This window comes from Streptomyces sp. NPDC002276, from assembly GCF_053891435.1.
In genome coordinates, this window is record NZ_JBSFCQ010000001.1 from 1043471 (window position 1) to 1068579 (window position 25109).

Here is a 25109-nt window from a genome sequence, read left to right on the forward strand (position 1 = left end):
GCGATGCCCGACGAACCCGACCGGGACCTGGTTCTGTACGAGGTCGACGAGGACGGCGTCGCCACCGTCACTCTCAACCGGCCCGAGCGCAAGAACGCGTGGAGCATCCCCATGGAGCGCCGCTTCTTCGCGCTCCTGGACGAGGCCGCTGCCGACCCCGCCGTCCGCGTCGTGATCATCACCGGCGCCGGCCGGGCGTTCTGCCCGGGCATGGATGTCCAGCGTCTGGAACAGAACGCGCAGCCCGGCCAGTCCCTCAACCTCCAGGCCCGCGTGCCCATGTACAGCAGGCGGACCCTCCCGAAACCCCTCATCGCGGCCGTCAACGGCGCGTGCGCCGGCATCGGACTGGTCCAGGCACTGATCTGCGACGTCCGCTTCGCCGCCCGCGGCGCCCGCTTCACCACCGCCTTCACCCGCCGCGGCCTCGCCGGCGAGTACAACCTCCCGTACGTCCTGCCGCGCGTCATCGGCCTGGAGAACGCCCTCGACCTCCTCCTGTCGGGCCGGGTCTTCGACGCCGACGAGGCGAAGCAACTCGGCCTCGTCAGCCGGGTAGTTGAGCCGGAAGACCTGCTCGACGCCGCCCGCGCCTACGCCCGCGACATCGCCCGCAACTGCTCACCCCGCGCCATGGCCGTCGTACGCCATCAGGTGTACGGCGATCTCGACCGGCCCTTCACCGACGCGCTCGCCCGCTCCTACTCCGCGATGGAGTTCTTCGCGGGCTCGCCGGACTTCCGCGAGGGGGTCGCCAGTTTCGTGGAGAAACGGGAGCCCAAGTTCGAGGGACTGCCCCCGGACTTCGACCCGGACGAGGCCACCCGTGACGCGTTCCTGCCGTACTGACCGAGGAGTTGGAAGATGACAGGGCAGCCCTTCCCGGTCGAGGCCGGGCACATCCTGATGTTCGCCCGGGCCGTCGGTGACGAGAACCCGTCCTATGTCGGCGAGAGCGCGCTCGCGCCGCCCACCTTCACCATGGCGAGCGCCCAGCACGACCCCGACTACCGGCTGCGGCCCAAGCCGGGCGAGGAGTGGTTCGGGTCCGGCGCCGGACCGGGCGTGATGCCCGAGGGCGGTGGCGGTCTGCACGCCGAGCAGCACTTCGAGTACCACCGGCCGGTGCGCGCGGGCGAGACCCTGTACGCCGCCACCGTCCCCGGCCGCAGCTGGGAGAAGGAGGGCCGTACGGGCCGACTTCTCTTCAGCGAGCGCATCACCGAGTACCGGGACGCCGCCGGTGAACCCGTCGTCAGCGCGCGCACCGTGGCCGTCGTGCCCGAGGGCCCCGCAACCCGTAAGGACGCCCGATGAGCCTGAACGCGGACGACGTCAAGGTCGGTGAGACGCGCGAGAGCGTGCTGGTCGACGACCTGAAGCGGACCCGGATCGTGCAGTACGCCGGCGCGTCCGGCGACTACAACCCGCTGCACACCGACGAGCGGTTCGCCACCGAAGTCGCGGGCTACCCGGGCGTGTTCGCCCACGGAATGCTCACGATGGGCATGACGGGACGGGTCCTGACCGACTGGGTCGGCGTGGAGGCGCTGCTGACCTTCGGGGTGCGCTTCAAGGCCCAGGTGTGGCCCGGCGACACCTTGACCGCCACGGCGACCGTCGAGTCCGTCGAGGACACACTGGACGGACCGGTCGCCCACTTCTCGCTGCGAACCGTCACCCAGGACGGCGCCGAGGTGGTCACCGGTACCGCTTCGGCCCTACTGGAGCCCTGAACCGGTGGGCGCCGAGGCGGAGTTCACCTGGACGGCGATGGTGTCCGCCGCCTACGACCACTCGCGTCCCGCCGTCCGCTTCGGGGACCTCACCTGGACCGGACACGAACTCCTCGACCGGGCGTCCGGCGCCGCCGACTGGCTGGACACCCTCGGCCTCGAACTCGGCTCCCCGGTACCGGCCTTGGCCGCCACCTCCGCCGACGCCTTCGCGCTGGTGATCGGCGGCGCGGGCTCCGGTCACCCGCTCGCCCCGCTCGGCGTCCGTATGACCCCGTACGAGACCGCGGCCGTGGTCGAGGCAACCGGGGCTCAACTCGTCGTCGTACAGCCGGAGTTCGCGCGACTCGGCGAAGAGGTCGCCCGACTGTCCGGCCGCCGTGCCGTCGTCGTCCCCGAACTGCGCCCGAGCACAAGGCCGTTGACCGCCGAACCGGACGACCTCGCCGCCGTCCTGCACACCTCCGGCACGACCGGCCTCCCCAAACCCGTCCGTATGACCCAACGCCGCCTGGCTGCCCGCGCCCGCGTCAACGGCCGTCTCTGCACGCTCGATCCGGACAGCTTCTACGGCGGCAGCGCCCCCTTCCACCACATCGCGGGCCTCGGTAATCTCGCCGTCGCCCTCGCCGCGGGCGCGCTGATCACCGGCCTGCCCCGCTTCACCGTCGAGGGCTGGACCCAGTTGCGCGAACTCGGCGCCACCCACACCAGCATGGTCCCGGCGATGCTGGAGACCCTGCTGGCGGCAGGACAGGCACACCACGGGACGCTGCGGGTCCTCCAGTACGGCGGCGCCCCGATCCGCCCCGGCACCCTGCGGCGGACGTACGAGGCGATGCCCGGCGTCCGCATGCTCAACATGTTCGGGCAGACCGAAGGCTCGCCCATCAGCGTGCTCACCCCCGAGGAACACCGCGAAGCGGTCGCCGGACGCTCCGAACTGCTGCGATCCGTGGGGCGGCCCGCCCCCGGCGTCGAACTGCGGGTGCGAGACACGGGACCCGACGGCATCGGCGAGATCCACGCCCGCGCCGACCACTTCTTCCGCATCGATACCGAGGGCTGGCTGCACAGCGGTGACCTGGGCCGGGTGGCACCGGACGGCTACCTCTACCTGTACGGCCGGGGCAGCGACATGATCATCCGCGGGGGCGAGAACGTCCATCCGCTGGAGGTCGAGACCGTCCTGGCCGCGCATCCCGGCGTCGCGGACGTGGCGGTCACGGGTGCCCCCGACGAACGGCTCGGCCAGACCGTCGTCGCCTTCGTCGTGCCGACCGACCCCGACGCCCCACCGGACCCGGCCGCGCTCAGGGCACACGTCCGCGGCCGGCTCTCCGGATTCAAGGTCCCCGTGCGCTGGTGGGTCGTGGACGACCTGCCGCGCAACGCCAACGGCAAGGTCGTACGGCGGCTGCTGCGCGAGCCCGGCCAAGGAGGAGCACATGACTGACCACCTGGTCGTCGACCCGGAGAGCGTGGGCGTGGACCCGCACCGACTGGACGTCCTGCTGCGCCGGATCCGGCTGGAGGTCGAGCACGGGCCGTTGCCGTCCGCGCAGGTTGCCGTCGCCCGGGGCGGTCGCCTGGTGGCGTTCGAGACCTGGGGCGACGCGGGTCCGGACACCCGATACGTCCTTCAGTCCGTCGGCCGGTCGATCGTCGCCGGTGTCGTGTGGAAGCTGCTCGGCGAGGGTCTGCTGCGTCTGGACGAGCAAGTCGCCGCGATCATCGCGGAGTTCGCACCGAACGGGAAGGATGCGGTGACGGTCGAGCAGGTGCTCACGCACACCGCCGGCTTCCCCTTCGCACCCCTCGGCTATCCGAAGATGCTGGACCGCGAGCAGCGGCTCGCGGCCTTCGGGCGCTGGCGGCTCGACACCCCGCCGGGCACCCGTTTCCAGTTCCATCTCACCGCCGCCGCCTGGTTGATCGCCGAGATTGTCGAGCGGCGGACGGGCCTGCCCTTCGCCGAGTACCTTCGCGAGCGGATCGCCCAGCCGCTGGGCCTGTCCTCGATCGAACTCGGCGTCCCCGTCGAGCGCCAACCGGGCACCGTCGCACCGACTATCGCCACCGACCGCACCGACGACGCCCAGGAACCCGACCCCTGGGGACCCTGGTACCTCTCCGATCCCCGCGTCCTGGCAGCCGGGGAGCCCAGCCACGCCCTGGTCGCGACCGCCGCCGATGTCGCCCTGTACTTCCAGGCGTTGGAGCACTCGGGCCTGTGGAAGCCGGAGGCGGTGGCGGAGGGCACGCGGATCCGCTTCACCCAACTCCCTTACGGGGAGCAGATCTACGGGGGCGGCGGCAGCCGACGTACCAGCATGGGCCTGTTCGTGACGGTGGCGGGGCCGGACGCCGGCAGTCAACTGCCCTCCACCGGCTCGCCGTCGCTCTTCGGCAGCGCGGGAGCCGCTTACCAACTCGGCTTCATGGACCCGGAGTCCGGGCTGTCCTTCGCCTGTCTGAGCAACGGCTATCCGCTCTCCGGCTACGACCACTCCCGGCGGGGCACGGCGCTGCTCACCAATATCGCGAATCTGGCGGCGGACCTGGTCGGTTGACCAAATCCGCCGCCAGACTGGGGCGTTCGAGGGTCAGCGGCTGATCAGCTGCTGCGCGTTGTTGTACATGATGTCGTCCTGCACCGACTCGTCGAGTTCCGCGAGGAGCTTGCGGTAGTCGGCGGGGTTGGCGATGCCCTCCGCGTGCGGGAAGTCCGAGCCCATCACGATCGACTCGTGATAGCCGAGCCGCTTGACCAGGCTCGGGATGTCGTCCTCCGGATAGGGCACCACACGGATGTGCTTACGGAACACCTGACTGGGGCGCTCCGCCAACTGCCCGCCGATCCAGGGGCCGTTGCGGCCCATGCCACGGCTCTTGTCCATGTGCCGGACGAAGTGCGGCACCCACTCGGCGCCGAACTCGGAGACCAGGACGTTGATGTCGGGGAAGCGTTCGAAGAGGTTGTCGAAGATCAGCGCGGACAGGGTCTCCTCGATGGGGCGCTGGCCGTAAGTGTTCATCCACTGCCACGCGGACATCCGGAAGTGGATCGGGCTCGCGTCATGGCCCCAGGCCGGGGCGACGTTCGAGTTGTAGTAGAACTCGCTGATGTGGTAACAGACGCTGGCCTTGGCCTCGTTGACCAGTTTCCAGAACGGGTCGAAGTACGGGTCGCCCGGTGAGCGGCCGTACTGCGGCCCGGTCGGCAGCATGATGAACCGGGCGCCCCGCTCCAGGACGTACTCCAGCTCCTTGACCGCGCTGTCCAGATCGCGCAGGGACAGCAGGGCGGGGGAGTAGATGCGGTCCTGGTGGTTGAAGCCCCACACCTCGTTCATATAGCGGTTGAACGAGTGGTAGTTGGCGTAGAGCGGCTCGACGCCCTGTACGTACTCCTCGGCGACCAACGCCCAGCCGCCGGGGTAGATGATCGTCTGGTCCAGGCCCTGCTCGTCCATGACACGCAGCCGGGCCTCGCGGTTCTGGTACGACTCGTGCATCGGCTCGAACTGGTACGTCTCGTCGGGGTTGCCCGAGGCCATCGCCTTGAGCATCTCCTTGAGCGAGCCGGGCCGGTAGACCTGCCCGAACTCCGGCTCCAGGCAGACCACGATCCGGTCGCCGGCGAGAATGACCTCGCGGCCGTCCGGGAGTGTCACCGGGGCGACCGCCTGGCCGAGGAACTCCTTCGGGAGGTAGCGGGTGAAGGAGTCCCGCTCCTCGTACATGTGCTGGTCGCAGTCGAAGATTCGCTTGCGCTGTTCGGCCATGGCCGTCGCCTCCGGACCCCGGGTCTATTCAGTACGCCTCCTATAATTATCTAACTATTTCGGAGACGCAAGGGGTGACGACGGAAACGGCTCGGCGAACGCTCGGCGGTCCGGTCAGTCGATGAGTTCGAGCACCGTCTTCGGTCCGGCGCCGTTCACCACGTCGTCGGCGCCGTTGATGTGGCGCTGCCACAGCTTCTCGGCCTCGTCCGCCTTGCCGGACTCGATCAGACCGACCAGCCGTACATGGGCCCGGTGCCCCTTGAGGGCCTGTGCCTTCTGGGTCTCGGCGTCGGTGGCTGCCGCGGTGTACGAGGCGTTGGCCCGGTCGATGATGTTGCGCAGCATGCCGCACAGGAGGATCAGCGTCTGGTTGCCGGTGAGCTCGACCAGCAGGGCGTGGAAGGTGTCCTGGGCCTCGACGAGACCCAGCGGGTCCTCCAGCACGGTCTTCTCGACCGCCACCGCGTCGCGCAGCCGCTTGATGTCGTCCGCCGTGTGCTTGGCGGCCAGTTGACGTACGCACGGCGGCTCGATGAGGGCCGCGGCGCGGTAGACGTCGCCCAGGGTGGCGCCGCGGTACTCCAGGATCAGACCGGCGAAGCGGGCGGCCACGTCGGAGTCCGGGGCGCTCACGCGGGCGCCGCCGTGCGCGCCGCGGCGCACCGTGATCAGCGACTCCGACTCCAGGACGCGGAACGCCTCGCGCAGCGTCGGCCGCGAGATGCCGAACTGCTCCATCAGCCCCGACTCCGGCGGCAGGGCGTCGTCGGGCTTCAGCTCGCCCCGTACGATCTGGCGGCGCAGATGTGCGGCGACCAGCTCGGCGGTCTTCGGGACGCGCACCTGGCGTCCCACGCGGGCGCGCGAGGGGACGGGCACGATCGGCGTTTCTGCGCGGGCTGCCTCGGCCACGGTGGGCTCCTCATATAGCAAAATGAATCGTCTTAGTGCATCGAGGGTACCAGGTCAAGGGTTGGGTGATCTTCTCCTGGAGGGACCTGATCTGGCGCCGTGGGCGCTGTTGGGTATATAGATGATTCATCTAGCTATAAAGCCAACTGGCTCTGGGAGTGACCGCGATGACCGAGCAGGCGACCCCGGTGATCCTCAGCGAGCTGACCGACGACGGGGTCATGCTGCTCACCCTGAACCGGCCCGAGCGGCACAACGCCTGGACGCTGGAGATGGAGCTGCTCTACAACGAGCTGTTCGACCGTGCTGAGGCGGATCCGGCGGTACGGGCCGTCGTCCTTACCGGCGCGGGCCGCAGCTTCTGCCCGGGCATGGACATCGGCGTACTGGACGGCGCCTCCTCGGGCGCGCGCCCGTGGCCCACCGACCGGCTGCCACCACGCACCCGGCCGATGTCGTTCCCCAAGCCTCTCGTCGCGGCCGTCAACGGTGCCTGTGCCGGCATCGGCTTCAACCAGGCCCTCATGTGCGACGTGCGGTTCGCCGTCCCGGGCGCCAAGTTCGCGGCCGCGTTCAGCGCCCGCGGCCTGGTCGCCGAGGACGGCGTGTCCTGGCTCCTGCCCCGGCTCGTCGGCTACGGCAACGCGAGCGACCTGCTGCTGTCCTCACGCCGGATCACCGGAACGGAGGCGCGTGAGATGGGCCTGGTCAACTATCTGGCCGAGCCCGAGGAACTGCTCCCGGCGGCGCTCGCCTACGCCACGGAACTGGCCCGCTCGGCCAGCCCGTACGCGATGTCCCTCATCAAACGGCAGCTCGCCGACGACCAGGCGAGGAGCTTCACCGAGAGCCGGGAAACCGCCGCCGCGCTGCTGGCCACGGCGAAGCGCGCGCCGGACTACCGCGAGGGTGTGCGCAGCTTCATCGAGCGCCGGTCGCCGGAGTTCGCCGGGCTGGGGGAGAACGTGCCGGAACCGGCGGAGGCCTCGTCGTGAGCCGTGCCGAACTCCCGCTGCACCGCCGCACGATCACCGTGACCGCCTACCAGGAGCCGGGCGGCGACGAGATCTCCGTAGAGGCGGAACTGCGCGACGAGCGGCCGTGGGCCGAGCCGACGGCGGCCGACGTCCACCGGATGGTGCTGGCGGTGCGCGTTCGCCTCGCGGACATGACCGTCGTGGCCGCCGACGCGGACATGCTGACGTTTCCGCACGCCGAGTGCCCCTTGATCACCCCGGTCTTCGACGGCCTGATCGGCCTCGGCGTCACCGCCGGATACAACCGGGCGATCCAGGAGCGCTTCCGCGGTGTCTCCGGCTGCTCCCACCTCTACGAACTGACCCGGGTCCTCGGCCCCGCGGTGGTTCAGGCGGCCATGTCGGCCAACGCGCGCCGCCGTGACGCGGGCGAACCCGCGAACGGTCCGCGCGCCACGGCCGGGGTGCTGAACAGCTGCCACATCTGGGCCCCGGACGGCGTGGGCCTACGCAAACTCGACGCGGGCTGGCGCCCGGGGTCCGGGCCGCGTCCGGTACCGGAACTCGGGACGTTCGAGACGCGGGAGTGAGTCGGCGGGGCTGAGGGGCGGCTGCGCGAAGATCGGGGCGGGGGTGGCCGACGCCAACCGCGCGGATACGGATTCCGCCCGGCCGGGCGACAGGGTTCGCGGCGCGGACCTGCCTCGTGGCATCGTCGTCATCGCGCTCTCGACGTGGCCCGCATCGAACCGGCCGACACGGTGGCAACCTGGTCCGCCCCAGCCGAACCGCCCCTAACCGGCCGTCGCCCTCGGCTCCCGCGGCAGTCCCAGCACCTTCTCCGCGAGGATGTTCCGCTGCACCTGCGACGTCCCCGCGTAGATCGTGCCGGAGCGGGCGATCAGGTACGTCGTGGACCAGGATGCCGAGGAGTTCGCGGCGCCGGGGTCGTCCGTGCGGTAGGTGCGCAACGGCGGTCGGCCCACCGGGACTTGGCCGTGCAGGCCCATGATGTCCATCGCCAGGTCGGTGACCTTGGTGTGGTACTCGCTCCAGTACAGCTTGGCGATCGACGACTCGGGGCCCGGCTCGGCGCCCTTGAGCCAGCCCGTGAGAACGCGGTAGCCGAGATAACGCATGATCTCGACCTTGGACCAGCACCAGGCGATCCGCTGCCGGATGACCGGGTCCTGGTCCCTGCCGTACAGGCGGGCCAGTTCCACCAGGCGTTCCACCTCGGCCCGGAACAGGATCGGGTTGGTCGCCGCCTCCTCCCCGCGCTCCACGCCCAGCAGGCTCTGCGCGACCGTCCAGCCGTTGTCGACGCCGCCTACGACCAGGTCGGCGCGGGTCCTGGCGCCGTTGAAGAAGACCTCGTTGAAGTGGAGTTGGCCGCTCATCATGCGGAACGGGCGGACTTCGACGCCGGGTTGGTCCAGCGGGACGAGGAGGAAGGAGATGCCGCGGTGCTTGGAGGCCTCGCGGTTCGTGCGGGCCAGGACGAAGATCCAGTCGCTGTGGTGGGCGCCGGACGTCCACACCTTCTGGCCGTCGATCACCCACTCGTCGCCCTCGCGGACGGCGCGTGTCGTCAGTGAGGCGAGGTCCGAGCCCGCGTCGGGCTCCGAGTAGCCCTGGCACCAGGTGTCCTCGCCGCCGAGGATGCGGGGCAAGAAGTGACTCCGCTGCTCGTCCGTGCCCCAGCGCAGCAGCGTGTTCGCCAGCATCTTCACGCCGAACGTGTCCTGCGGCAGCCCGAACGGCACACCGGCCAGGGCGAGTTCCTCCATCAGGACCATCTGGTGGAGCTTGGACAGGCCGCGCCCGCCGTACTGCTCCGGCCAGGTGAGGGAGAGGTAGCGCTGCTCGGCGAGCAGGCGCCGCCAGTCCCGGGCGAAGGCCCACGCGGCCTCCTCGTCGAGGGCGCCGATGCCCTTCCAGTCCGGCGGCAGCGCCTCGGCGAGGAACCCCTTGACCTCGGTGCGGAACGTCTCGGTCTCCGCGGGATAGCTGATGTCCACCCGTGTGCTCCCCTCGCCCGGACCCGCTCGCCCAGCCGGTCGCTGTATTGATTGTTTCAGCATAATAGGTTATCTATTTGAGAGGAATAGCATCGAGGTGGGAGCGGGCTGACATGGGACTGCTGGACGGCCGCAACGCGGTGATCACCGGCGGCGCACAGGGCATCGGCTTCGAGATCGCCGGTGTACTCGGCGCCGCGGGGGCGTCAGTCGTCCTCGGCGACATCAACGAGGTCGCCGCGGCCGAAGCCGCCGAACGTCTTGCCAAGAACGGTGTCGCCGCCACCTCCCTGCGCTGCGACGTCACCGACGAGGACGAGGTCGCCGCCCTGGTCGCCCACTGCACCGACACCTTCGGCCCGGTCGGCGTCATGGTCAACAACGCCGGGATCACCCGCGACGCGACCCTGCGCAAGATGGCCGTGTCGGACTTCCGCGCGGTCGTCGACGTCCATCTGACCGGTGCCTGGAACGGCACCCGGTACGCCGCCGAGGCGATGCGCGCGCACGGACTCGGCGGCAGCATCGTCAACATCTCCTCCATCGCCGGCAAGGTCGGCAACTTCGGCCAGACGAACTACAGCGCCGCCAAGGCCGGACTCGTCGGCCTCACCAAGGCCTCCGCCAAGGAACTCGCCAAGGCGGGCATCCGCGTCAACGCCGTACAGCCCGGCCTGATCCGCACCGCCATGACCGAGGCGATGCCACCCGCCGCCTGGGACGCCAAGCTCGCCGAGATCCCCCTGGGCCGCGCGGGCGAACCCGCCGAGGTCGCCCAGACCGTCCTCTTCCTCGCCTCCGACATGGCGAGCTATGTCACCGGAGCCGTCCTCGAAGTGACCGGCGGCCGGTACATGTGACCCCTCATGAAAGGCATGGCTGATGCCCGCCCTCCTACGTGACGCGGTGATCTGCGAACCCGTGCGTACCCCCGTCGGCGGCTACGGAGGCGTCTTCCGCGACGTGCCCGCGACCGAACTCGCCGCTGCGGTCGTACGTGCCGTACTGGACCGCACCGGTATCCCGCCCGCCGCCGTCGACGACGTCCTCCTCGGCCAGTGCTACCCCAACGGCGAGGCCCCGGCCATCGGCCGCGTCGCCGCCCTGGACGCCGGTCTGCCGGTGGAGGTGCCGGGGCTCCAGATCGACCGCCGCTGCGGCTCGGGACTCCAGGCGATCATCACGGCGGCGATGCAGGTGCAGACCGGCGCGAGCGACCTCGTGCTGGCCGGGGGCGTGGAGTCCATGAGCCAGGCGGAGTTCTACACCACCGGCGTCCGCTTCGGTGTGCGCGGCGCGGGCACCACCCTGCACGACCGGCTGGCCCGTGGCCGGGTCACCTCCGGGGGCGTCAACCACCCTGTCCCCGGCGGCATGTTGGAGACCGCCGAGAACCTGCGACGCGAGTACACGATCCCTCGCGAGGAGCAGGACCGACTGGCCCTGCGTTCCCATGAGAAGGCGGTCGCCGCCCAACGTGAGGGCCGCTTCGCCGACGAGATCGTGCCCGTCACCGTACGGACCCGGAAGGGCGAGATCGTCGTCGACACCGACGAACACCCGCGCCCCGACTCGACGTTGGAGAAACTCGCGAGCCTGCGTCCCGTACTCGGACGGCAGGATCCCGAGGCGACCGTCACCGCGGGCAACGCCAGCGGACAGAACGACGGTGCCGCCCTCTGCGTCGTCACCCACCCCGAGCGCGCCGCCGAACTCGGCCTGCGCCCGCTGGCCCGCCTGGTCTCCTGGGCCGTCGTGGGCGTACCGCCGGAAACGATGGGCATCGGCCCGATACCCGCCACGGCCAAGGCACTTGACCGCGCGGGCCTCAAGCTCGCCGACATCGACCTCATCGAACTCAACGAGGCCTTCGCCGCCCAGGTACTCGCCTGCACCCGCGAATGGGCCCTGACCGAGGCCGACTTCGAGCGGTTCAACGTCAACGGCTCCGGCATCTCGCTGGGTCATCCCGTCGGCGCCACCGGTGGCCGCATCCTCGCCACCCTGCTCCGCGAACTCGACCGCCGCCAGGCCCGGTTCGGCCTGGAGACCATGTGCCTCGGCGGCGGCCAGGGCCTCGCCGCCGTCTTCGAACGGACGCCCGCAACCGACGCCAATGGAGGACGCTGATGGCCGGACTGATCGCATACGGCGCCTACGTGCCGTACCACCGCCTCGCCCGGGCCGACATCGCCGCCACCCTCGGGACGGGCGCGGCCCGGGGCACGCGCGCGGTGGCGGGCTACGACGAGGACACCACCTCGATGGCCGTCGAGGCGGCCCGCAACGCCCTGGCCAGAGACGGACTGCGCACCCGCATCGGGCAGTTGTTCCTCGCCACCGCCGCGCCCGCCTACCTGGACAAGACGAACGCGACCGCCGTCCACGCCGCACTCGGCCTCGACCCGCACGTCCTCGCCGCCGACATGGCGGGCTCCGTCCGCTCCGGCCTCGGCGCGCTGGTCACCGCCGCCCGCTCCCCGGTGCCGACCCTCGCCGTCCTGTCCGACCTGCGCACCGGCCTGCCCGGCGGCGGCGAGGAGAGCGCGGGCGGCGACGGCGCGGCGGCCTTCGCCTTCGGTGGACACCGCAACGGCGCCCCCGTGATCGCGGAGCTGCTCGCCCAGGACACGGTCAGCGACGAGATCCTCGACCGCTGGCGGCTGCCCGGCGCACCCGCGTCCCGCGTCTGGGAGGAGCGCTTCGCCGAGGAGATCTACGTGTCCCTCGCCGACAAGGCGCTGACCGCCGCCCTCGACCAGGCTGGCCTGGACCGCGCCGCCATCGACCACTTCATCGTCTCCGGCCTGCACGCACGCGCGTGCGCCACGGTCCGTCGTACCACGGGCGTACGGCCCGAGGCCGCGACCCCGGACCTCGCCGCGGAGATCGGCAACGCCGGCACCGCACAGCCCGGACTGCTCCTCGCCGATGTCCTCGACCGTGCCGAACCCGGCCGGATCATCGCCCTCGTCGTGCTCGGCGACGGCGCCGGAGTCCTGCTGCTGCGCACCACCGACGCTCTCCCCGCGCACCGCGCCGCCCGCCCGATCGCCGCGCAGATCGCGGCGGGCAGCGCACCCATGCCGTACGCCACCTACCTCTCCTGGCGCGGCCTCCTCGACCGCGAACCACCCCGTCGGCCGGACCCCGAGCCGCCCTACGCCCCGCCCGCGCACCGCCGCAACAGCTGGAAGTACGGCTTCGTCGCCTCCCGTTGCGAGAAGTGCGGGACCCGGCACCTGCCACCGGACCGGGTGTGCGTGTCCTGTCGGAGCATCGACGCCATGACCGACGAGCCGATGGAACACGTGCCCGGCACGGTCGCCACCTTCACCGTGGACCGGCTGGCACACACCCCGAGCCCGCCGATGCTCGTCGTGGTCGTCGACTACGACGGTGGCGGCAGGTTCCGCTGTCAGCTCACCGACGCCACCGAGGCCGACGCCGTCATCGGCGCCCGGGTCGAGATGACCTTCCGGCGCACGGTCACCGCCGCCGGCGTCCACAACTACTTCTGGAAAGCCCGGCCGGTACGCACGGGCGAGACCGAGGGGACAGGCGTATGAGCTCGCACGGAATCCGGGACCGGGTCGCGATCGTCGGCATGGGCTGCACGCCCTTCGGCGAACACTGGAACCGCTCGGCGGACGATCTGCTGGTCGACGCCGTGGGCGAGGCGGTCACCTCGGCCGGCATCACGCTCGACGACATCGACGCGTTCTGGCTCGGCACCCAGGCGTCCGGAGTCTCCGGACTGACCCTCAGCCGCCCCCTGCACCTGCCGTACAAGCCGGTCACCCGCCTGGAGAACATGTGCGCGACCGGCTCCGAGGCGCTGCGCAACGCCTGTTACGCGGTGGCCTCCGGCGCCTACGACGTGGCGATGGCGGTCGGTGTCGAGAAGCTCAAGGACTCCGGCATGTCCGGGCTCTCGGGCACCACGATGCCGGGCGCGGGCGACGACAGCCGAGGCGAGATCACCGCGCCCGCGAACTTCTCCCTGCTCGCCCCCGCCTACGCCGCCAAGTACGGCCTGGAACAGGACGAGTTGAAGGACGTCATCACCCGCATCGCCTGGAAGAACCACGCCAACGGCGCCCGCAACCCCCGCGCCCAGTTCCGCAAGGAGGTGCCGCTGGAGCGCATCCGCTCGGCGCCGATCATCGCGGGCATGCTCGGCGTCTTCGACTGTTCCGGGGTCTCCGACGGATCGGCGGCGGCGATCGTCGTACGGGCCGAGGACGCCTACCGGTACACCGACAAGCCGATCTTCGTGAAGGCCCTGTCCTTGGTCGCGGGACCGGCCGACGGACTCCTCGACCCGGACTACGACTTCACCACCTTCCCCGAGGTCGTCGTCTCCGCCCAGGAGGCCTACCGGCAGGCGGGCATCACCGACCCGCGCGCCGAACTCGCGCTCGCCGAGGTCCACGACTGCTTCACACCAACGGAGTTGGTGCTCATGGAGGATCTGGGCTTCTCCGCGCGCGGACAGGCCTGGAAGGACGTCACCAGCGGCGCGTTCGACCTCGACGGCGCACTGCCGGTCAACCCGGACGGCGGCCTGAAGGCCTTCGGTCACCCGATCGGCGCCTCCGGCCTGCGGATGATGTTCGAGGCCTGGCTCCAACTGCGTGGCGAGGCACCGCCCGAGCGGACGGTCGCGTCCGTGGCCGAGGGCCGCACCCTCGCCCTCACCCACAACCTCGGCGGCGGACCCGGCGAGTGCGTCTCGTTCGTGTCGGTCGTCGGCAGCGAACTCACCGACTGAGAAAGGTGGTTGAGTCATGGGACGACTCGACGACAAGATCGCGATCGTCACCGGAGCCGCGTCCGGCATCGGCGCCGCCACCGCCCGCCGCCTGGCGGCCGAGGGCGCGCACACCGTGGTCGCCGACCTGAACCTCGACGGAGCCAAGACGGTGACGGAGGAGATCCGCGCCGTCGGCGGGTCCGCCACGGCGGTCCCCGTCGACCTCGGCGACATCGACTCCGTACAGGCCATGGTGGCCACGGCGGTCGAGGTCTACGGCGGCCTCGACGTCCTGCACAACAACGCGGCGGCCACCCACCTGGCCGCCCGCAAGGACCTCGCGATCCTGGAGGCCGACCCGGCGGTGTGGGACGACACCATGCGGATCAACCTGCGCGGGACGATGGTCGCCATCCAGGCCGCCGTCCCGCACATGATCGCGCGCGGCGCCGGCTCGATCATCAACACCTCGTCGGGAGCCGGCCTCGCGGGCGATCTGCGCAACCCCGCGTACGGCGCCTCCAAGGCCGCCCTCATCAACCTCACGCAGTACGTCGCCACGCAGTACGGCAAGCAGGGCGTGCGCTGCAACGCCATCGCCCCAGGGTTCATCGTCACACCGGCGAGCGCCGGTTCGGCGCACGGGGCGATCCGGGAGAAGATGCTCCGCCATCACCTCACCCCGCGCCTGGGGCAGCCGGAGGACGTCGCCTCGGCGGTCGTCTTCCTCGCCTCCGACGAGTCCGCCTTCATCACCGGACACACCTTGAGGGTGGACGGCGGACTCCTGTCCCACCAGCCGTATGTGGCGGACCTGCGCGAGGCGTGACGTAGCGAGGGTCGAGTCGTTCGACCGGCCCGCGGCGTTTCGCGCTGCGGACCGGTCCTGTCGTGCTGCCCCGGTGCCGTCCGCTCTCAGGCCGTCGTCTCCGGTTCCAGATCGCCCAGGTAGGCCGCCCGGACCGCCGGGTCACGGCGCACCTCGTCCGGGGTGCCGGCGCAGATCCGGCGGCCGAAGTCCAGCACCACGACCTGGTCGCAGACGCTCATCACCATGTCGACGTCGTGCTCGACGAGCAGCACGCCCATGCCCCAGTCCTCGGCGAGCCGCCGCACCAGGTGGGCCAGTTCCCGTGTCTCCTCGTCGGACAGCCCCGCCGCCGGTTCGTCCAGCAGCAGCACGGACGGTGACGCGGCCACCGCGCGCGCGATCGCGAGCAGCCGCCGCTCGCCGTACGACAGGTCGCCCACCGGCCGGTCCAGGCTGTCCCGCAGCCCGAACTCCCGTACGGCGACGAGCACATGGGCGGGCAGCGGACGGCTCCCGGGACGGACCAGGTCGGTGAGCCAGGTCCAGCGGCCCGGTCGCTCGCAGGCGGCGTAGAGGTTGTCCAGGACCGTCATGTCCTCGAACAGCTCCAGCGACTGGAAGGACCGGCTCAGCCCCGCTGCGGCCCGCCGGTGCACCGGCACCCGGGTCACGTCCCGCTCACCGAGGAGGACGCTGCCGGACGCGGCCCGGGTGAAGCCGGTGACGGCGTCGATCGCGGAGGTCTTTCCGGCACCGTTCGGGCCGATGAGGCCCACCACCCTGCCCGGTTCGACGTCCAGGGAGAGTCCGTCGACGGCGACGACACCGCCGTAGCGGACCGTGAGGTCGTGCACATGCAGGGGGAGGGGTGTGGCGCGCGGTACGTCCGGCAGGGGGCCCGGCTCTTCCTCGGGTGCGGCGATGGAGCGCTGCGGGCGCAGCTTTCGCTCAAGTCCCTTGGCCTGCTTGCCGAGTTCCTTGCCGATGCCGTCCTGGTTGCCCACCAGGGTGAGCACCAGGACGATCCCGCCGATCAGCGGCATCCACTCGCTCAGCCCGGGCAGCACCAGGTCCCCGAAGCGGGCGCCGACCGTGCCCGCGGCGAACGTGGCGCCGAACAGTGGGCCGACGAGGAAGCCGACCCCGCCGATGACGGCGAGCCCGAGCGCGGTGACGGAGTCGAAGCTCGCGAAGTCGGAGAACACCACCGAGGTGGAGCGGAAGCCGGTGAGCACTCCGGCGAGCGCGGCGATGGCCGAGGACAGGCCGAAGGCGTAGAGCTTGGCCGCGCGGACGTCGATGCCCAGCGCGGCGGCGGCGCGCTCGTTGGCCCGTACGGCGATCAGCCGGCGGCCGGTCCTGCCGCGCCGGACGTTGGCGACGACGAGCGTGGCGGCGACGAACAGGACCAGGACCACGGCGGCGTAGCGCTGCGGGTGGTCGACCCCGGAGATGCTGATGCCGAAGAGCGTCTGCTTGCCCACCGCGATGCCGTCGCTGCCGGGTGTCGTCGACAGGTCGGTGTTCTGGAAGACCATCGCCTCCAGGGTGGTGCCGAGGCCGAGCGTGATGATCGCGAGATTGACCCCGCGCGTGCGCACGGCCGGCAGCGCGAACAGCAGGCCGATCGGCACGGTGCCCAACACGCCTGCCAGCAGGGCGAGTTCGAAGGGCCAGCCCCAGTCCGCGGCGGCGTGCCCGGCGATGAAGGCACCGGTCCCGGCGAGGGCGTAGGCGGCGAGCGAGACCTGGCCCGCGTAGCCGGTGACCACGATGACGGACAGGATGATCAGGGAGAGCACCAGGGTGCTGGTGATCGCGTCGGCCCACAGCGGTGTCGACAGGCTCACCAGCACCAGCCCGACGACGACGGCCAGCGTGAGCGGGATCGGGCGGACCCTGCCGGTGCCCAGGGCCGGGAGCCGGTCGAGGAACGTGCCCCGCAGCGGCAGCGCCCGGCCGCGGGCGACCAGCACCAGGGCGATGAAGAGGAACGGCACCGACGAGGCGAGTCCGGTGACGCCGGAGCCGAAGCGTGTCAGCTCGGACTGCGCGACCCCGATGACCAGCCCGCCCGCCAGTGTGATCGGGAACGACGAGAACCTGCCGACGAGGGCGGCGGCCAGCGCGCTCAGCAGCAGTGTGGTCAGCCCGGTCACCGAGAGGCCGATCACGGGCACGATCAGGATGGCGGTGAGACCCGCGAGTGCGGAGCCCAGGGCCCAGTTGCCGGCGGCGATCACGTCGGGGGACCAGCCGAGCGCGGCGGCGGCCGCCTCGTTCTCGGCGACGGCGGTGGTGCCCAGGCCGAACAGGGTGCGCCGGTACAGGAGATGGAGCACGACGGTCACGGCGATCGCGATCCCGAGCAGCCACACGCGGTCCTCGGAGACCGTCGCCCCGGCGATCGTCAGCAGCCGCGTGGGCAGCTTGCCCGGCACCAGTTGCAGGCTGTCGCCGTAGCGTTTGACGGCGATCGCGGTGAGGACGATGAACACCGCGAGGGTGCCGACCAGCCGGGCGAGCGTGGACGCCCTGCGCAGCGGGCGGATCACCAGCAGGTGGGTGAGCAGGCCCAGCAGCGCGGAGGTGAGCACACCGCACGCGGTGGCGGGCCAGTACGGCACGCCGTGGTTGACGGTGAGCTCCCACTGGACGTAGGCGCCGGCCATACCGATCGCGCCGTGCGCGAAGTTCAGGACACCGGAGCCCCGGTAGACCAGCACGATGCCGTGCGCGGTGAGCGCGTAGAGGGCGCCGAGCCCCAGGCCGAGCAGCGCGAAGCGCAGGACGTCGTCCATCCGAGGAACCTCCCAGGAGTGGGGTCAGAAGGTGTATTCATTTAAATAATTGTGCCGAGAGTACTTCACTAACCCCAAAACGCACCCCATGCTGTTCGGCATCTCGACGTCGCCCACTTTGGGCGCGAGCCCCGTGGAGGGACCATGAACGACTCACGCCGACGCAGAACTGCCGCAGCGAGCGCGCTCGCGGTGACCGGAGCCCTGCTCGCCGCAGGATGCGGCGGAAAGGCGGCCGACAGCTCTGCCGAGACCTCGTCCCTGAAGGGCACCCCGGTCAAGGTGATGGTCTGGGCCCCGGAGAACACCCAGGGCAGCGCTCAGCCCGGTATCCACCTCACCGCCACGGCCTACGAGAAGTGGGTCAACGCCAACGGCGGGATCAAGGGCGGGCCCCTGAAGGTCGAGTTCTGCAACGAGAAGGGCGACCCCGACGAGGCCGAGAAGTGCGCCCAGCAGGCCGTCGCAGACAAGGTGACCGCGGTCGTCGGCTCCTACAGCCTCTCCGGGGACCGCTACATGCCCATCCTCCAGAAGGCGGGCATCCCGTACATCGGCGGGACCGGAGTCTCCGCGGCGGAGTTCTCCAACCCGCTGTCCTTCCCGGTCAACGGCGGCACCCCGGTGGTGTTCGCCGCCCACGGCCGTCAACTGGTGGAACAGGGCTGCAAGAAGATCACCGGTGTCCGGTACGACGTCGCCGCGGCGGCTGTCGTCTCGCAGTTCCTGACCCTGGGCGCGGTCTCCGCCGGAGGGGCGGCGCCCAAGGACCTCAAGGTGCCGCTCACCGCCACCGACCTCGCCCCGCAGGTCGCCGCGACCAAGGGCAGCGACTGCGTGAGCGTCATCCTGGGCACCGCCTCGGACCTGTTCGTCAAGTCGTACGTCCAGTCCGGCGACAAGACCAAGCTCGCCAGCGTCGTCGGCAACCTCACGCCCCAACTGGCCGCGAGCACCGGCGGAAGCAGCAGCCCGCTGGAGGGCGCCGCCATCACCGGCTACTACCCGCCGACCTCCGACGCCGTCTGGAAGGACTTCGTCGCGGCGGCCAAGGGCAAGGACATCGACACCACCAACGGCGCCAACGCGACGACCTGGGTGGCCTTCAAGGTGTTCACCGAGGCCGCCAAGAACCTGCCGACGATCACGGCCAAGGCGCTGGTGCAGGAACTCAACACCACCTCCGGCATCGACACCGGCGGCCTGACCCCGCCACTGAACTGGAAGGCGTCAACTGCCCTGCCCATCAAGGGACTCGACCGCATCCACAACACGACCGCCACCGAACTCGTCATCCGCGACGGGAAGATCGAGTGGGCCAAGGCCGGGTCGACCTTCGTCGACGTCCGCAAGGTGCTGACGGCCGCGTCGCACGGCTGACTTCAGCCGACCCGCGTCAACTCCGTCCGACCCGCGCCGACGTCGGCCGATTCGTGCCGACTCCGGCTTAGGAGGGACCTCGTGTCCGACACCACCGTGCCCTTGATAGCGACCCGCGCCCTGTCCGCCGGATACGGCACCCGGCCCGTCGTGAGCGACCTCGACCTGGAGGTCCGGCCGGGCGAGGTCGTCGCCCTGCTCGGCCCCAACGGCGCGGGCAAGACCACCACCCTCAGGGCGCTGTCCGGCGACCTGACCCCGATGAGCGGCGAGGTCCGCTGGCTGGGTACCCCCGGCCACGCACCCCTGCACCGCCGGGCCCGCGAGGGCCTCGCCTACGTCGGTGAACGGGCCGTCTTCACCCGCCTCGACACCACCGACAACCTGCGGGTCGGGCGCGTACCGGCGGACCGGGCCGTCGCCCTCTTCCCCGAACTGGAGAAACGCCTGAGGACCGGCGCGGGAATGCTGTCCGGCGGCGAGCAGCAGATGCTGTCGCTGGCGCGCGCCCTGTGCCGTACGCCCCGGCTCCTCCTGGCCGACGAACTCTCCCTCGGTCTGGCCCCGTTGGTCGTCGACCGCCTCCTGCGCGCCGTCCGGGAGGCGGCCGACCAGGGCCTCGGCGCCCTGCTGGTCGAGCAACACGTGCGCAAGGTGCTCGACATCGCCGACCGCGTCTACGTACTGCGCCGAGGCCGGGTCGTGATGGCCGGCACCCCGAAGGAACTGCGCGGAGACCTCGACGCCATCGAGTCCTCCTACCTCGCGAACAACCCGACGTCATGACTGACTGATTGAGGTGGTTGCCGTGCCCAGCGCACGTGAGCAGATCCGGGCACTCGTCCGGTCCGGTGACACATTCGACCAACCCGCCAGGGACCTGCGGGAGTTGCAGCTGGAAGCGGCTCGCGAGGCCTTCGCCGCGCACCGCGAGCGCATCCCGCTGCTGCGCACCCGGGCGGAGGAGAGCGGCGTCCACGGGATCGAGAGCCCCGATGACCTCGTCCCCCTGCTGTTCTCCCACACCAGCTACAAGTCGTACCCCCTCTCCCTCATCACCGGCGGCCGGTGGGACCGGCTCCTGCGCTGGTACACGACGGTGTCGGTGGTCGAGCCCGGAGACGTCGACGTCGAGGGCGTGACCGACATCGACGAATGGACCGACCGCGTAACGGCCGCCGGTCACCGCCCCTACATCACCAGCGGCACCTCCGGGAAGGTCTCCTTCCTCAACTGCGACGCCGGCGACCTGAGTTTCCTGCACGACATCCTGGAGAACCTCACCTGCTGGCCCGACCCGCTGCCGCCCGAACCGACCCGCTGCGGCTACCTCCTCGCACCGGCGGGCGGTCCGATGCGCTCCATCGACGGCTACCGCTGGCACGCGGACGTCTTCGTCAGGCCCGGAGAGACGCGCCTGCTCACCGAAGAGCCCATGCGGGTCTCGGAGTTGATGAGCAGCGCCCTGCTGCGCCGCCGCATGGCGGAGGGCACCGCGACCCCGCAGGAGATCAGTGCCTTCGAGGCCGTGTCCGGGGCCCGTGAGGCGGAACTCGGCGCGGCTGTCGCACGGATCGTCGACGACATCGCCGCCCACCGGACCGAGCCTCTCCTCATCGCCGGGATGAACAACCAGCAGTTCACCCTGATCCAGGCACTGCGGGCCCGCGGTGTACCCGACGGGAGCCTGCATCCGGACACGCTGGTCCTCAGTGGCGGCGGCAACAAGAACGGGGTCCTGCCCGACGACTACCAGGAGCAGTTCGCAGCCTTCTACGACGGAGTACGGCGGGTGCGCAGTTACGGCATGACGGAGCTTCAGGGATCGTGCCTGGCTTGCGAGTTGGGCAACTACCACGTGCCGCCGTGGGTGATCCCGCTGGTGCTGGACGAGCCGGGAGAGAAGCTGCTGAACACCGAACAGGGCGTGGTGGAGGGCCGGTTCGCCTTCCTGGACGTCTCGCTGGAGGGCCGCTGGGGCGGGTTGATCAGCGGGGACCGGGTCTTCGTCGACTTCTCGTCCTGCGACTGCGGCCGACCGGGACCGACTGTCCTGCCGGACATCCGGCGCTACGGGGATCTGGGCGGCGAGGACAAGATCACCTGCGCCGCGACGCTCGACTCCTATGTGCGGGGGATGATCCACGGATGAGTACCACGACCGACACCGAGGTCGTGCACGTCGTGCGCGGCGAGGTCGACCACGGCTCACCCGTCGCGTACGGCCGCGCCGATGCCGCCTTCACCGCACCCGCACTCGACCTGGACCGACTCGTATGGCCGCGCACCGAACCCGGCCCCGCCTTCCACGTGCCCGTCGCCGAGATCGTCGACCTGCTGGTGGAGACCGGCGAGGCACTCAAGGCGGACCGCGAGGGCCTCCTTGCCGAGGCCCTGAACCGCATGGTCCGGATCAGCCCGCTGCCCGCCGAAGTCCTCGAACGCGCCTATGCCGTCCTGTGGCGCAGCTTCCAACGGCCCGGCCTGTACGCCCAGATCGACCACGAACTCGGCGGAGCCGACGTGCTCGACGGCTGGCGAGAGGTACGCCTGCCCGACAACCGGACCGCGGCCATCCGCGCGTTCCCTCCGCGCCTGGTGCACATCATCGCCGGCAATGCTCCCGGCGTCGCCGCGATGTCCGTCGTGCGCGGGGCCCTCACCAAGGGCGTCAACCTGCTGAAACTGCCATCGAACGACCTGTTCACCGCGACCGCGATCCTGCGCACGATGGCCGCGGTGGCACCCGGCCACCCCGTGGTGCGCTCGTTCTCCGCCGTGTACTGGCGCGGCGGCGACGAAACGGTGGAGAGCGTCCTGTTCCGTCCGCAGTTCTTCGACAAACTGGTCGCCTGGGGTGGCGAGTCCACCATTCGCGGGGCACTGCGGTACGTCGGCCCGGGCTTCGAACTCGTCTCGTTCGATCCCAAGACCTCCATCTCACTCATCGGCCGCGAGGCCTTCGAGTCGCCCGAAACCCTCGCCCGAGCCGCCGACGCGGGCGCCGTCGACGCCACCTTCTTCAACCAACAGGCCTGCGTGGCCAGCCGCTTCCAGTTCGTCGAGGGCTCCTGGGCGGACGCCGACCGATATGCCGCTCTGCTGTGCGAACGCCTGGGCGTGGCAAGGGAGTTCAGCTCGGCAGCGGGCCCCCGGGTCGCCGCGGAACTCCGCGAGGAGATCGACGTCCTGCGTTCCCTGACACCCGAGTACCGGGTGTGGGGCGGGTACGACGGCAGGGGCCTCGTCATCCGCTCTCCCGAACCGGTGGACTTCCACCCGGACGGAAAGATCGTCAACGTGGTTCCCGTCAGCGCATTGACGGAAGCCGTCGCACACGCCGGAGTCGCCACGCAGACGGTCGGCGTGTACCCGGACACCCGTAAGGCGGAACTGCGCGACGCCCTTGCCTGCGCCGGAGTCCAGCGTGTGGTCTCCCTGGGCAGGGCGGGCGGAATGCCGCCGGGCCTCTCCCACGACGGCTTCTACCCGCTGCAACGGCTCATGCGCTGGGTGAACGACGAGTGAGAGGGCTTTCTCCCGTTCGCGAGCTGCGGCCTGTCATCAGCGTTGAGGAAGGGGGCGAGGTGGAGGCCGAACATCCTGCCGGGACAGACTTGTTCGCGTCCGCGCGGGAAGTGCGGGTCCGGGCCGTCCTTCTGCCGTTTGCCGCCGGGGAAGCGCTTGGTCAACCGACCGGGCGCGAGATGGTTAACCGAGAGTGAATTATTCATAGCCATCAGGCGTACAACCCTTCACTCCTTCCTCGCGTCGAACTGGCGTGCAACGGCGCGCCGCCGTCGCGGGAAGTCCTGTGGGGGGATCCCTTGTCCATGATGGTCCGTTGGTTGTGTGCTGCCCTGCGCGTGCGGGCGAAGGCCGACCTTCTGCTGGTGTTCCTGTTCGCCGCCGGCTTCGCCGCGCTGCCCGTCTTCGCACTGCTGCCGTCCCTGTGGGGCTTCGCCGCCGCGTCCGCCGTGAGCTACGTCGTGGACGAGGCCCTGCATGCCCGGGCACCCCAGTTCGTCCGCCGCCTAGCGGCACTGCAACTCGACCGCACCCTGAGGTTCGCCTTCAGAACGCTGATGCTGCTCGCCCTGGCCGACCGGATGGAGGCCCCGGACCGGGTGCTGGTCGCCGGACTCGCCGTCTTCGGCGCCCACTTCGCGCTGGTGATGCTGTACTCGGCGGTGCATCACGCGATCAGTCGTCGGCGCGTGCTCCCGGTGGCCGTGCGCAACCTCGACATGAGCGGGTCCGGCATCGAGAAGCCCCCGCCCGCCTATCTCTACCGGCGTTTCCTGCGCAAGCTGCTGCACCTGGACCTGCCCGCCCACGTGGGGCTGCTCGTGGCGCTCGCGGCCGGGGCCTGGTACCCGGCCGTGATCGGCTACGCGCTGACGGCCGGGTCCGCGGCGGCGGCCGTAGCGGCCCTGCTGATGGCGTTCCGCCGGGCCCGCCGGATGCCGGCGAAGGACGAGGTGATCGCCGAGGTCAACCGCCAACTGGCCGGCTACCGACCCGAGGTGGCCCTGTACTTCAGCTTCGCGGCGGTCTCGCGGGACTTCATGTACCAGGTCAACATGTGGATCGAGACGCTGGAGCGGCTCGACCGACGCCCGCTGATCATCCTGCGTGAGCAGGCCTCGTTCCGATACCTCAGCCGCACCTGGATCCCGGTCCTGTGCGTGCCCAAGGCCGACGACCTGGCCGAACTGGAACTGCCGGACGTCCGGGTCGTCCTGTACCCGGGCAACGCCGGCAAGAACGTGCACATGCTGCGCGTCGCCGAGGCCAAGCACGTCTTCATCGGCCACGGCGACAGCGACAAGCTCGCCAGCAGCAACCGTGTCAGCAAGGTGTACGACGAGATCTGGGTGGCCGGACGGGCCGGGCGCGACCGCTACCAGCGGGTCCGGCACGCCATCAGCGACGGGGCGATCGTCGAGGTCGGGCGCCCGCAACTGTCGTCGATACGGCCGCACACCGAGCACGTGCCGGGCCCACTGCCGGTCGTGCTGTACGCCCCCACCTGGGAGGGCTGGAGCGACGACGACTGCCACACCTCCCTCATCCCGATGGGCGTGCCCCTGATCGAGCAACTCCTCGCTCAGAACGTACGGATCATCTACAAGCCGCACCCGCTCACCGGCCGCCGCTCTCCCGAAGCCGCTGCCGCGGACCGGGCCGTCCGCGAGCTGCTGAGCAACGACAACGAGCCACGCGAGTCCGCACAGGCACAGGTGCAGGCCGCGCTCGCCGTCGGACCGAGACTGCGGGAAATCCGGGCCCGGATCGACGAGTTGGCCGGACGACACAGCGGCGACCACACCCAGCAGACCCGCGACTCACGCGTCCCCGACCGCGGCGACGCGGACGAGTGGCACGCCCTGCACGGCGAATGGCACCGGCTCTTCTGGGAGAGTCACGGACCGGTCAGGCACCAGGTGATCCTCGGTCAACTGCCCACGCTGTACGAATGCTTCAACCAGGCGGACCTGCTCATCAGCGACGTCTCCTCGGTGGTCGCCGACTTCGTCGCCAGCCTCAAGCCCTATGTCCTGACCAACGCGCACGACCTGCCCGACGACGACTTCCGCGCCGCGTACACCACCGCCGGCGGCGCCTACCTCCTCGACCGTGACTGCACCCGGCTGCCGGAGATCCTCCGCGCGGTCCGCGAGCCGCGCCACGATCCGATGGCACCGCTCCGCCACGACTTCAAGGAGTACGTCCTGGGCGCGGACCGGCCCAGCTCCATGGAGCGCTTCAACACCGCCGTCAACACCCTGGCCGACAAGGCCGCGGCGGAGCGGGACGAGTACCGGGCGGACGGAGATCAGCACACCGTCAGGGAGTTGGCGTAGTCGTACGACGTCCGGTTCGTGATGGCGGACCAGGCGGTGCGGGATGTCGCGGGCGGG

21 protein-coding genes are annotated in these 25109 nt (G+C 70.6%); 17 read left to right on the forward strand and 4 right to left on the reverse strand.

All coding sequences use genetic code 11. The features are described 5' to 3' along the window. The first annotated feature begins 3 nt into the window (after positions 1-3). The 5 genes from ACWIHT_RS04770 to ACWIHT_RS04790 are packed head-to-tail and all read left to right on the forward strand — an operon-like array spanning position 4 to position 4309. Positions 4-849 (forward strand): enoyl-CoA hydratase-related protein, encoded by an 846-nt coding sequence (locus tag ACWIHT_RS04770; protein ID WP_456164401.1) that lies wholly within the window; start codon positions 4-6, stop codon positions 847-849. 15 nt (positions 850-864) lie between these two features. Further along, complete coding sequence (locus ACWIHT_RS04775; RefSeq protein ID WP_456164403.1) at positions 865-1317, forward strand: FAS1-like dehydratase domain-containing protein; 453 nt, start codon at positions 865-867, stop codon at positions 1315-1317. Continuing rightward, entirely contained in the window at positions 1314-1736 is a 423-nt protein-coding gene (locus ACWIHT_RS04780) for a MaoC/PaaZ C-terminal domain-containing protein (protein ID WP_456164405.1), read from the forward strand. The genes ACWIHT_RS04775 and ACWIHT_RS04780 overlap by 4 nt, the downstream gene beginning before the upstream one ends. A 4-nt stretch (positions 1737-1740) precedes the next feature. Then, positions 1741-3192, forward strand: coding sequence for a class I adenylate-forming enzyme family protein (locus ACWIHT_RS04785; RefSeq protein ID WP_456164407.1), 1452 nt, complete (start codon positions 1741-1743; stop codon positions 3190-3192). After that, the gene (locus tag ACWIHT_RS04790) at positions 3185-4309 is read left to right on the forward strand and encodes a serine hydrolase domain-containing protein (protein WP_456164409.1); all 1125 of its coding nucleotides are present in this window, start codon (positions 3185-3187) and stop codon (positions 4307-4309) included. Before ACWIHT_RS04785 ends, ACWIHT_RS04790 begins: the two co-directional genes overlap by 8 nt. A 33-nt stretch (positions 4310-4342) precedes the next feature. Here ACWIHT_RS04790 and ACWIHT_RS04795 read toward each other — a convergent pair whose 3' ends face one another. Together ACWIHT_RS04795 and ACWIHT_RS04800 are read right to left on the reverse strand one after the other, a co-directional pair. Next, positions 4343-5524 carry an amidohydrolase family protein gene (locus tag ACWIHT_RS04795; RefSeq protein WP_366495198.1) on the reverse strand — a complete coding sequence of 394 codons (1182 nt, stop codon included), beginning with the start codon at positions 5522-5524 and terminating at the stop codon, positions 4343-4345. Positions 5525-5638: 114 nt separating this feature from the next. After that, a complete protein-coding gene (locus tag ACWIHT_RS04800) occupies positions 5639-6439 on the reverse strand; it encodes a FadR/GntR family transcriptional regulator (RefSeq protein ID WP_456164411.1) in 801 nt (266 codons plus the stop codon). 167 nt (positions 6440-6606) lie between these two features. Between ACWIHT_RS04800 and ACWIHT_RS04805 the strand changes: the two genes are divergently transcribed. Both ACWIHT_RS04805 and ACWIHT_RS04810 read left to right on the forward strand, forming a co-directional pair. Then, positions 6607-7434, forward strand: a complete 828-nt coding sequence (locus ACWIHT_RS04805; RefSeq protein WP_456164413.1) for an enoyl-CoA hydratase-related protein — start codon at positions 6607-6609, stop codon at positions 7432-7434. Next, complete coding sequence (locus tag ACWIHT_RS04810; protein ID WP_456164415.1) at positions 7431-8006, forward strand: DUF2889 domain-containing protein; 576 nt, start codon at positions 7431-7433, stop codon at positions 8004-8006. Before ACWIHT_RS04805 ends, ACWIHT_RS04810 begins: the two co-directional genes overlap by 4 nt. Positions 8007-8210: 204 nt before the next feature. On the opposite strand, the gene ACWIHT_RS04815 is transcribed toward ACWIHT_RS04810, so the two are convergent. After that, positions 8211-9437, reverse strand: a complete 1227-nt coding sequence (locus ACWIHT_RS04815) for an acyl-CoA dehydrogenase family protein (protein ID WP_456164417.1) — start codon at positions 9435-9437, stop codon at positions 8211-8213. A gap of 113 nt (positions 9438-9550) precedes the next feature. Between ACWIHT_RS04815 and fabG the strand changes: the two genes are divergently transcribed. Genes fabG through ACWIHT_RS04840 form a run of 5 tightly spaced genes read left to right on the forward strand, consistent with a single transcriptional unit; the run spans position 9551 to position 15022 of the window. Beyond that, positions 9551-10297, forward strand: a complete 747-nt coding sequence (gene fabG, locus ACWIHT_RS04820; protein ID WP_456164419.1) for a 3-oxoacyl-ACP reductase FabG — start codon at positions 9551-9553, stop codon at positions 10295-10297. 22 nt (positions 10298-10319) lie between these two features. Further along, entirely contained in the window at positions 10320-11567 is a 1248-nt protein-coding gene (locus tag ACWIHT_RS04825; RefSeq protein WP_456164421.1) for an acetyl-CoA C-acetyltransferase, read from the forward strand. After that, positions 11567-13006: an OB-fold domain-containing protein gene (locus tag ACWIHT_RS04830; protein WP_456164423.1), complete on the forward strand. Its 1440-nt coding sequence runs from the start codon at positions 11567-11569 to the stop codon at positions 13004-13006. The genes ACWIHT_RS04825 and ACWIHT_RS04830 overlap by 1 nt, the downstream gene beginning before the upstream one ends. Continuing rightward, complete coding sequence (locus ACWIHT_RS04835) at positions 13003-14211, forward strand: acetyl-CoA acetyltransferase (RefSeq protein WP_456164425.1); 1209 nt, start codon at positions 13003-13005, stop codon at positions 14209-14211. Before ACWIHT_RS04830 ends, ACWIHT_RS04835 begins: the two co-directional genes overlap by 4 nt. A 16-nt stretch (positions 14212-14227) precedes the next feature. Continuing rightward, positions 14228-15022 carry an SDR family NAD(P)-dependent oxidoreductase gene (locus tag ACWIHT_RS04840; protein ID WP_456164427.1) on the forward strand — a complete coding sequence of 265 codons (795 nt, stop codon included), beginning with the start codon at positions 14228-14230 and terminating at the stop codon, positions 15020-15022. 86 nt (positions 15023-15108) lie between these two features. On the opposite strand, the gene ACWIHT_RS04845 is transcribed toward ACWIHT_RS04840, so the two are convergent. Continuing rightward, on the reverse strand, positions 15109-17805 hold the full coding sequence (locus ACWIHT_RS04845) for an ABC transporter permease subunit (protein WP_456164429.1): 2697 nt from the start codon (positions 17803-17805) through the stop codon (positions 15109-15111). A 144-nt stretch (positions 17806-17949) separates the two neighbouring features. Between ACWIHT_RS04845 and ACWIHT_RS04850 the strand changes: the two genes are divergently transcribed. The 5 genes from ACWIHT_RS04850 (at position 17950) to ACWIHT_RS04870 (ending at position 25052) form a co-directional block, all read left to right on the forward strand. Next, on the forward strand, positions 17950-19185 hold the full coding sequence (locus ACWIHT_RS04850) for an ABC transporter substrate-binding protein (RefSeq protein WP_456164431.1): 1236 nt from the start codon (positions 17950-17952) through the stop codon (positions 19183-19185). 81 nt (positions 19186-19266) lie between these two features. Continuing rightward, entirely contained in the window at positions 19267-19971 is a 705-nt protein-coding gene (locus ACWIHT_RS04855) for an ABC transporter ATP-binding protein (protein WP_456164433.1), read from the forward strand. Positions 19972-19993: 22 nt separating this feature from the next. Next, a complete protein-coding gene (locus ACWIHT_RS04860) occupies positions 19994-21337 on the forward strand; it encodes a hypothetical protein (protein WP_456164435.1) in 1344 nt (447 codons plus the stop codon). After that, positions 21334-22713: an acyl-CoA reductase gene (locus ACWIHT_RS04865; protein ID WP_456164437.1), complete on the forward strand. Its 1380-nt coding sequence runs from the start codon at positions 21334-21336 to the stop codon at positions 22711-22713. The genes ACWIHT_RS04860 and ACWIHT_RS04865 overlap by 4 nt, the downstream gene beginning before the upstream one ends. A gap of 305 nt (positions 22714-23018) precedes the next feature. Further along, the gene (locus tag ACWIHT_RS04870) at positions 23019-25052 is read left to right on the forward strand and encodes a hypothetical protein (RefSeq protein ID WP_456164439.1); all 2034 of its coding nucleotides are present in this window, start codon (positions 23019-23021) and stop codon (positions 25050-25052) included. Positions 25053-25109 lie beyond the last annotated feature (57 nt).